Genomic DNA, 8,493 nt, shown 5'->3' with positions numbered 1-8,493 from the left:
GGGGCATTCTCATGTTCCGACGCGCCGGATCACCACACCGCGCCAAGTCGATCGGTGGATCGAGGCTTAGTAGCTCGCGTGAGCGGGAGTAGGGTCCCCACCCTGCTGGTGCTCACGCGAGCGACAGGCTGGTGCCGAGACGGCGGACGGGTCAACCCGCGGAAACTTGGCCGTGACCATTCAGCCACGTCGGGCGGCGACCTGCGGGCCCGACCGGTGTGCCTTCGACCGATTTTTCAGCCGCCCGTTTAGCCTGACCGGGTGACGACAACGCTGCCGGAGCCGCAGGAGCCGATGCTGCGCGACGACGAGCCGAGCGCCGCGACGCGGGCTCAGGTGCGCGCTCTGCGAGGCGAACCGCCTGCTCCCGGCGCCCATCGCCACGCCGCCACGCCGGCGACGAAGAGCCTGCCGGCCCGTTCCGCTTCCGGGCCAGCCAGCCAGCCCCGCGATGGCGTACCTGGCGGCCCAGGTGGACCCGGTGGTCCTCGTGGACCGCGCCCGCCGGCCGGTCAGCGCCGACGACCGCCCGCCAAGCGGCCCAACTACACCCTGCGTCGGCTCCTCGCACTCGCGATCCTGACGCTCCTCGTCACGATTGTCTGGTTCGTCGTCAAGGGCGCCATTGCGTTGGTCGGCGGCCTCTTCGGCAGTGACAAGCCCACGGCGGCCGCTGCGGCCAAGCCTGGCACCACCACCGTCACGGCGCCGGCCGCAACCAATCCAAGCGCCCCGTCAGACAGCGCGCCCAAGGTCGTCCAGATCCGTCCCAGCGCGACCGCCTCCCAGGGCGCCGCCGGTCCGTCCGACCAGACCGCTCTCGTCGAGACCTTGCGGCTGACGTCCGATGCCATGAAGCCGAAGTCGGTCGTCGCCGGCCCGGGCGGCCTGCTGTTTGCGCAGAACATGATGTACCGGCACTCGATCTCGGTCTTCAAGTCGGACGGCACCCTCGTCAAGACCATCCCCGACAGCGTGGATCTGTCCGCCTTCGGCGTCAGTGGCCACCCCGGCACCTCGCAGGGCGCGCCCGTCGAGGTCGCCTTCACGCCCGATGGCAAATATGCGTGGGTATCGAATTATTCGATGTACGGCAAGGGTTTTGGGCCCGAGGGCAAGGACTCGTGCGCGGCGGGTGATGGCACGGACAGCTCCTATGTCTATCGCGTCGACGTCGCGAAACTCGTCATCGACAAGGTCGTGCCCGTCGGCGCGGTCCCGAAGTATGTCGCCGTCACCCCCGACGGCAAGCAGGTCCTGGTGACCAACTGGTGCAGTTGGAATATGTCCGTAATCGACGCCGCCAGCGCCAAGGAGACCGCCCGCGTCGACCTCGGCGGCAAGTACCCCCGCGGCATCGTCGCCAGCCCCGACAGCAAGACGGCCTATGTCGCCCTCATGGGCTCGCACAAGGTCGTCTCCGTCGACCTTGCCACCAAGGCCGTCAACACCTTCTCCGACCCCGGCAATGGCCCGCGCCATCTCGTGATGAGCCCGGACGGCAAGTTTGTCTACGTCAGCAACAACGCCTCCGGGACCGTCGTCAAGCTCGACCGCGCGACCGGCGCGAGCGTCGGCTCGGTCAAGGTCGGCACCGAGCCGCGCTCGATGGCGATCAGCGCCGATGGCCTGGCGGTCTATGTCGTCAACTACGGCGACGGCACGATGAGCAAGATCACGACCGGCGATATGAAGGTCGTCCAGACCGTCCGCACCGAGGCCAACCCCATCGGCATCACCTACAACGCCGCGACGAAGTCGGTCTGGGTCGCCTGCTATGGCGGCACGCTGATCGTCTACGACGACGCCAAGCTCAAAGGCTGACGCGACGCCCATCCCGGCGCGCATCGACACCCGATCGGTCCATCGACACCCGATCCGCGCATTGACACCCGGTCCAGCGGGTGTCAATGCACGGATCGGGTGTAGTTGTCGGTCTGGGGCATCCTCCTGGCGCTGGGCCTGCGCGCTGGGCGGATGCCTCGCAGCGCCCGTTCGGCGACGTAGTCTGAGGCGGTGTTGCGGACCGCCTTGAAGCCCAAGTGGCTGGCCCTGCTGGGCCTGGCGATCCTGCTCACCATCGCGTTCATCCAGCTCGGAAGCTGGCAGCTCGGGGTGGCGCACGACAAGGCGCGCGCGGAGGCGATCGAGGCGGCTGGCAAGCAGCCCGTCGTCGCGATGACCAGCTTGCTCACCCCCCATACCCCCTTCCCCGGCGCCGCGAGCGGCCGGCTGGTCACCGTGTCCGGGACGTATGCCGAGGGGCAAGTCCTCGTCGCCGGCCGGCTCCTCGACGGGCGAAGCGGATTCTGGGTCGTCTCCCCGCTGACCGTCACCGCCAATAGCGCGACCTTCCCCGTCCTTCGAGGCTGGACAGCCACCGCCACAGCGCCGCAACCGCCAACAGGCGAGGTCACCGTCACCGCCAGCCTGGCGCCGGGGGAGTCGCCGTCCGAACAGAGCTATCCCGCCGGACAACTTGGCAGCGTCGATCTGTCCAAGCTGGTCAACGCCTGGCCGGGCGAGCTGTATAACGCCTTCGGGTTCGCGCAATCCGAGACCCGCGCCAACGAGACACTCGACCCGGCGCCCCTGACCCACGTGCCGCCCCCGCGGCCCGACACCGGGCTGAACTGGCGCAATGCGGCATACGCCCTGCAGTGGTGGGTCTTCGCCGCCTTCGCCCTCGTGATGTGGGTGAAGATGGTGCAGGCCGATCACCGCGGACCGCGCCGACTCACCCCAGAGCCAACCCCACACCAGGACTACGCGCGCGTCAGCGCCGGCGAGCAGGAGCAATGAGCACACCGACCACCCACCCCAAGCTGGCGAGCGCCGTGAAGTTCTTCGAGGTCATGGCTTTCATCGTCGGCATCGGCCTGCTCGTCCTCGTCGCGGAGATGATCCTGCGCTACGGCTTTGAGAATCACGCATTGGACTGGTGGCCGCAGCCGCACGGCTTCCTCTACCTGCTGTATGTCGTCGCCACCGCCAATCTCGGCTTCAAGGCGGGCTGGTCGCTGCCCAAGATGGTCTTGATCATGCTCGCGGGCTGCGTGCCGTTCCTGTCCTTCGTCGTAGAGCGGAAGGTCGCCAGCGAGTTCAAGGTCGCCGACTAACATTTCGTCGTGACCACCCGCCGCCCCGTCCTCGTCGTCGACTACGGCGCGCAGTACGCCCAGCTCATCGCGCGCCGGGTACGCGAAGCCCGCGTCTATAGCGAGGTGATCCCGCACACCGCCTCCGTCGAGGAGATCCGGGCCCGCGACCCCCTCGCCGTCATCCTCTCCGGCGGCCCCGCCAGTGTGTATGCCGACGGCGCCCCCCACCTCGACCCCGCGCTCCTCGACTCCGGCTTCCCGGTCTTCGGCATGTGTTACGGCTTCCAGGCGATGGCGCTCGCGCTGGGCGGGGAGGTCGCGCGAACCGGCTTGCGGGAATACGGCCATACGGTCGCCACCATCGCCGACACCACCTCCATCCTCTTTTCCGGCCAGCCCGCCGAGCAGTCGGTCTGGATGAGCCACGGCGATTCGGTCGCCCACGCGCCGGCCGGGATGCGCGTCACCGCGAGCACCGCCGGCGCAAAGATCGCCGCCTTCGAGGACGACGAGCGCCGGCTGTATGGCGTCCAGTGGCACCCCGAGGTGCTGCACTCCACCTTCGGACAGAACCTCTTGGAGCACTTCCTGTATGCCGGGGCCGGGCTCACCCCGGACTGGAGCGCCGGGTCGGTGATCGAGGAGCAGGTGACCCTGATTCGCGAGCGCGTCGGTGACAAGCACGTCATCTGCGGTTTGTCCGGTGGGGTGGATTCGTCGGTCGCGGCCGCCTTGGTGCACAAAGCCGTCGGCGACCAATTGACCTGTGTCTTCGTCGATCACGGGCTGTTGCGCGATGGCGAGGCCGAGCAGGTAGAGCAGGACTTCGTCGCCTCCACGGGGGTCCGACTCCTGGTGGTCGATGCGCGCGAGCGTTTCCTCAATGCCCTTGCCGGAGTGGGGGATCCGGAGGATAAGCGCAAGATCATCGGCCGCGAATTCATCCGCGTCTTTGAGCAGGCGGCCCGTGACGTCGTGGGGGAGGCGGCCGCCGACGGCCACCCCGTCGAGTTCCTCGTCCAGGGCACGCTCTATCCCGATGTCGTGGAGTCGGGCGGCGGCACCGGCACGGCGAATATCAAAAGTCACCACAATGTCGGCGGCCTGCCCGACGACCTGCAGTTCGCCCTCATCGAGCCCCTTCGGGATCTGTTCAAGGACGAGGTCCGCAAGGTCGGCCTGGAGCTCGGTGTCCCGGAGTCAATCGTCTGGCGCCAGCCTTTCCCAGGGCCGGGTCTCGGCATTCGCATTGTCGGCGAGGTGACGGCAGAGAATCTCGCCACGCTGCGCGCCGCGGACGCGATTGCCCGCCACGAACTGACCGCTGCCGGCCTGGACCGTGAGATCTGGCAGTGCCCGGTGGTCCTGCTCGCCGACGTGCGTTCGGTCGGGGTCCAAGGTGACGGCCGCACCTACGGCCATCCGATTGTCCTGCGGCCGGTCTCCTCTGAGGATGCCATGACGGCCGATTGGACCCGCCTGCCGTATGACGTGCTCGCCCGGATCTCGGGTCGCATCACCAATGAGGTGGACGGCGTCAACCGTGTCACCCTCGATGTCACGAGCAAGCCGCCGGGGACCATCGAATGGGAGTGACCCCCATCTCGCCCCGTTCGGCGGTCCGCGATGCCGCCGATGTCGTGCTGCTGACCTTGGCCGGCATCCTCGTCCTGCTCTTGATGGTCTGGTTGGCGCTGCGCACTCAAGGTGGCTCCCGGCTCGACCTGGAGGTCATGCGGTCCTTTCGCGTCGATCGCTTCGCGCCGGGCCGAATCGATGCGCTGCTGAGCGAAATCCAGGTGTCAACCATGTTCTTGTTGACGCTGGTCGCGATGGGAATCGCGGCGCTGCAACGGCATTGGCGCATGGCGCTCGCTTTGCCGTTGCTTGTTGTCGGCGCCAACCAGACCACGCAACTGCTGAAACTCGACTTCCTCACCTCAGTGCCGAGCGACCCGAGCATTCGTGTGACCTTGCCCAGCGGGCACGCCACGGCGGCCATCTCGCTGGCCGCGGTCGCGATCATCGCGTCCCCGCGCGTCATACGTCCTCTCACCTGCCTGGTGACGGGCGCGATCGCCGGTGCCGCGGGGCTCGGCACGATGGCCGAACGGTGGCACCGCCCCGCGGATGTCGTCGCGGCCGTCGGTGTGGTCTTGATCTGGGCCGCGCTGGCACTGGTCGTCGGTGGCCATTGGATCGAGCAACCGCTGGTGCGGGCGGCCGGCTTCGATCGGGGCGTGGGACACAGCGCGCTAGCGACTCTCGGCGTGGGAGGTGGCGTCTATGTCCTGCATCGACTGGGGATGGCGCCGATGGATGGCTCCAAGGCGACCACCTTGATGTGGGGATCGATCATCGTCGTCGGGGTGACAATAGGCGTGGGCCTCGGCCTGATCGCCGTTGTGGCGGATCGGCGGATCTTCCGCCTGCCGCCGCGAGTTGTCGCGCCAGCGGCCGAGCCGGAACCGGTGGTGCAGGTCGAGAGGCAGGTATGAGCAGCGAGCAGGGCTATCAGTTGGGGGAGAACAACGCTCTCCTCGACGGCATCATGCGCTACCTCGTCATCGGGCCGGCTTTTTTCGTCATGGCTCGACCGACGGTCACCGGCCGAGAACACATTCCGCCGGAGGGCAGCCCGGCGATCATCGCCAGCAATCACCTCTCGTTCAGCGACTCGATGATCATCCCGCTGGCATCAGGGCGGCGCGTGAGCTTCCTCGGGAAGGCCGAGTATTTCCAGGGCACCGGGCTGAAGGGGGCCGCCCTCCGGGCGTGGATGCAGTCCTTCGGGACAATCCCCGTCGAGCGCACGGACGCGCGTGCGGCGGCGGAGTCACTGCATATTGCGGAGCGGGTCTTGGCTGCGGGCGGGGCCTTCGGGATCTATCCCGAGGGCACGCGGTCTCGCGACGGTCGGCTGCACCGCGGCCGCACCGGCGTCGCTCGGCTCGCCCTGACCTCCGGGGCGCCGATCATCCCGTGCGCGCTCATCGGCACCGAGAAATTGCAGCCGCCGGACACCAAGATCCTGCGACCGACGAAGGTCACCGTGCGATTCGGCCCGGCGATCGATGTAGCGGGGCTGGCGGCGCAATTTCAGAAGGCCGCCCTGCTGCGGGCCATCACCGATGCGGTGACCGATGCGATCGGGTCCATGTCCGGCCAAGAGCGGTCCGGGCGGTATGCCAGCGATGTCAACGCCGAACTCGACGCCGCGTCCGGCGCGGGCGCACCGGCCCGATGATCGCTCGCGCATAGGCTGCTGGCGTGCTGCGTACTTCTGCCGCGATCGCGGCTGGCAAGCTGACCCGTGCCGTCGCCAAAAGGCGCGGCGGGGGCTCGGCGCTGCCCGGCCTGGTGGCCGAAAAGGTGGACCCGAAGATCCTTGGGCATGCCCTTGGTGGCCTGCCGGGCGGGATCGTGGTCGTGTCAGGGACCAATGGCAAGACGACCACGACTCGGATGCTCGTGGCGCTGCTGCGCGCTCACGGGCTGAGTGTTTTCACGAATCCGACGGGCAGCAATTTCACGCGCGGCGTCATCTCCGCGCTGCTCGGCGAGGTCGGCCTGCGCGGTCGGCCGGTCGCCGATGTGGCCGTCCTCGAACTCGATGAGGCGCACGCGCTGAAGTTCGCTGACGCCGTGACGCCGACGCACGCACTGCTGCTCAATGTGGCGCGCGATCAGCTGGACCGCTTCGCCGAGATCGACCACACGGCGAAATTGCTGGCGCAATTGGCCGCCCGCACGTCCAAGGGCGTGGTGATGAATCGGGACGATTCGTTCGTGGCTCGAAGCGCGGAGGGCGTCAAAACCGGTGTCACGATTGACTATTTCGGTGTCGACGACTCGATCGCGCATCGCCTCCCGGAGCTGATGGAGCAGGACACCCGGGTGGACGATGAGTATGTCGTCCCCCCGGCGGGAGCGGACGACATACTCCTGCGGCCAGTGGACGAGCGCTCCCTAGAGATCCTCGTGGGGCCACACGGCGCTGGTGGGATTGTCGGACCGGTGGAACTGAAGCAGCGCGGTCTCGCCGCGATGATCAACGCCACCGCGGCGACGGCCATGGCGCGGCGGCTGCTCGGCTCGCGCTTCGATGCGGCGACGGCGGCGAACGCGCTGGCGACGGTCACGGCGCCCTTCGGGCGCGGCGAGGTCATTGACGCCGATGGCGCCCCGCTCGAGCTCGTCCTGGTCAAGAATCCGGCGGGCTTCACTGTCGCCCTGTCGACCTATGGCTCGACGCCGGTGCGCACGATGATCGCGATCAACGACAACTACGCCGACGGCCGCGACGTCTCGTGGCTCTATGACGTCTCCTTCGAGAGCCTGCGCGAGGTGGGGGTGTCGCTGACCTCGGGCGTGCGGGCCTACGACATGGCCCTGCGGCTGCAGTATGACGAGGTGCCGGTCGCGGACGTCGAGCCAGATCTCGAGAGCGCGCTCGATCGTTTCCTGCGCGAGCGGGACGGGCAGCCGGCCCGGATCTTCTGCACGTACACCGCGATGATGACGCTGCGGCGCCGGCTGGCGGAGCGCTACAACCTGCCAGCCTTCGGTGAGGAGGGATCATGAGCAAAGGCGAGATCCACGTCGTGCATCTCTATCCGCGCGAGATGAGCATCTACGGCGACCTCGGGAACACGCGCACGATGACCGCTCGGCTGGCGCGGCATGGCTACACGCCGGTTCTGCATCAGCATCACCCGGGCGCGGCCTTCCCCGACCAGGCGCATCTGGTGCTGGGGGGCGGGGGGCAGGATTCCGGGCAGGCGCGGGTCGAGGCCGACCTGGAGGTCATCGCGCCACGATTGCGGTCGTTGGCGGCCGCCGGAACCCCGATGTTGATGATCTGCGGGATGTACCAACTCTTCGGCAAGGCCTTCGTCACCGTCGAGGGCAAGCGATTGCCCGGACTCGGCATCCTCGATGTCACGACGCAGGGCAATCCCAAGCGGATGATCGGCCCGGTCGTGCTGAGCACCGACTTCGGGGATGTCGTGGGCTACGAAAATCACTCCGGCTCAACGACATTGGGTGCCGGGCAGGCGGCTTTTGGGCGAGTGCGCTCCGGCTTCGGCAATAACGGCGAGGATGGCAGCGAGGGTGCCCGGACGGGCAATGTCTTCGGCACCTACCTGCACGGCCCGATTCTGCCGGCCAATCCGGTCTTCGCCGATGCCCTGCTGTCGTATGCCGTCCCCCTCGCCACCGGCGCCCCCTTTGAGCCCGGCAACCTCGACGACACCTTCGCCGACGAGGCCCGCACCCGGCAAGTCCGCCGCCTGGTCGGCTGAGCCCGGGCCCGCTCTACGCCCCGCCCGACGCCCTCCCCGACCCCCTCTCCGACCCCCTTCAAGTTCCTCGCCCTCGAACGTCGACC

General features: G+C 68.1%; 8 protein-coding genes. All 8 read left to right on the top strand.

Annotation, left to right across the window (positions count from 1 at the left end; genetic code table 11):
- Nucleotides 1-261: 261 nt before the first annotated feature.
- Nucleotides 262-1,824 carry a beta-propeller fold lactonase family protein gene (locus tag ABD225_RS05870; RefSeq protein ID WP_344082439.1) on the top strand — a complete coding sequence of 521 codons (1,563 nt, stop codon included), beginning with the start codon at nucleotides 262-264 and terminating at the stop codon, nucleotides 1,822-1,824.
- Nucleotides 1,825-2,016: 192 nt separating this feature from the next.
- Nucleotides 2,017-2,802 carry an SURF1 family protein gene (locus tag ABD225_RS05865; protein WP_344082437.1) on the top strand — a complete coding sequence of 262 codons (786 nt, stop codon included), beginning with the start codon at nucleotides 2,017-2,019 and terminating at the stop codon, nucleotides 2,800-2,802.
- On the top strand, nucleotides 2,799-3,119 hold the full coding sequence (locus ABD225_RS05860) for a DUF3817 domain-containing protein (protein WP_344082435.1): 321 nt from the start codon (nucleotides 2,799-2,801) through the stop codon (nucleotides 3,117-3,119). The genes ABD225_RS05865 and ABD225_RS05860 overlap by 4 nt, the downstream gene beginning before the upstream one ends.
- Before the next feature lie 9 nt (nucleotides 3,120-3,128).
- On the top strand, nucleotides 3,129-4,697 hold the full coding sequence (gene guaA / locus ABD225_RS05855; protein WP_344082433.1) for a glutamine-hydrolyzing GMP synthase: 1,569 nt from the start codon (nucleotides 3,129-3,131) through the stop codon (nucleotides 4,695-4,697).
- A complete protein-coding gene (locus ABD225_RS05850) occupies nucleotides 4,688-5,599 on the top strand; it encodes a phosphatase PAP2 family protein (protein ID WP_344082431.1) in 912 nt (303 codons plus the stop codon). The genes guaA and ABD225_RS05850 overlap by 10 nt, the downstream gene beginning before the upstream one ends.
- On the top strand, nucleotides 5,596-6,348 hold the full coding sequence (locus ABD225_RS05845; protein WP_344082429.1) for a lysophospholipid acyltransferase family protein: 753 nt from the start codon (nucleotides 5,596-5,598) through the stop codon (nucleotides 6,346-6,348). The genes ABD225_RS05850 and ABD225_RS05845 overlap by 4 nt, the downstream gene beginning before the upstream one ends.
- Nucleotides 6,349-6,371: 23 nt before the next feature.
- The gene (locus ABD225_RS05840) at nucleotides 6,372-7,685 is read left to right on the top strand and encodes a MurT ligase domain-containing protein (RefSeq protein WP_344082427.1); all 1,314 of its coding nucleotides are present in this window, start codon (nucleotides 6,372-6,374) and stop codon (nucleotides 7,683-7,685) included.
- Nucleotides 7,682-8,407: a type 1 glutamine amidotransferase gene (locus tag ABD225_RS05835; protein WP_344082425.1), complete on the top strand. Its 726-nt coding sequence runs from the start codon at nucleotides 7,682-7,684 to the stop codon at nucleotides 8,405-8,407. Before ABD225_RS05840 ends, ABD225_RS05835 begins: the two co-directional genes overlap by 4 nt.
- Nucleotides 8,408-8,493 lie beyond the last annotated feature (86 nt).

This window comes from Nostocoides veronense (assembly GCF_039531185.1).
Lineage (GTDB): Bacteria > Actinomycetota > Actinomycetes > Actinomycetales > Dermatophilaceae > Nostocoides_A > Nostocoides_A veronense.
This window is presented reverse-complemented; position numbering and strand designations above follow the sequence as displayed.

Excerpts from the sequence above, each read along its gene's own strand:
- ABD225_RS05850 (WP_344082431.1), top strand. The coding sequence starts at position 4,688 with ATGGGAGTGACCCCCATCTCGCCCCGTTCGGCGGTCCGCGATGCCGCC.
- ABD225_RS05860 (WP_344082435.1), top strand. The coding sequence starts at position 2,799 with ATGAGCACACCGACCACCCACCCCAAGCTGGCGAGCGCCGTGAAGTTC.
- ABD225_RS05845 (WP_344082429.1), top strand. The coding sequence starts at position 5,596 with ATGAGCAGCGAGCAGGGCTATCAGTTGGGGGAGAACAACGCTCTCCTC.
- ABD225_RS05835 (WP_344082425.1), top strand. The coding sequence starts at position 7,682 with ATGAGCAAAGGCGAGATCCACGTCGTGCATCTCTATCCGCGCGAGATG.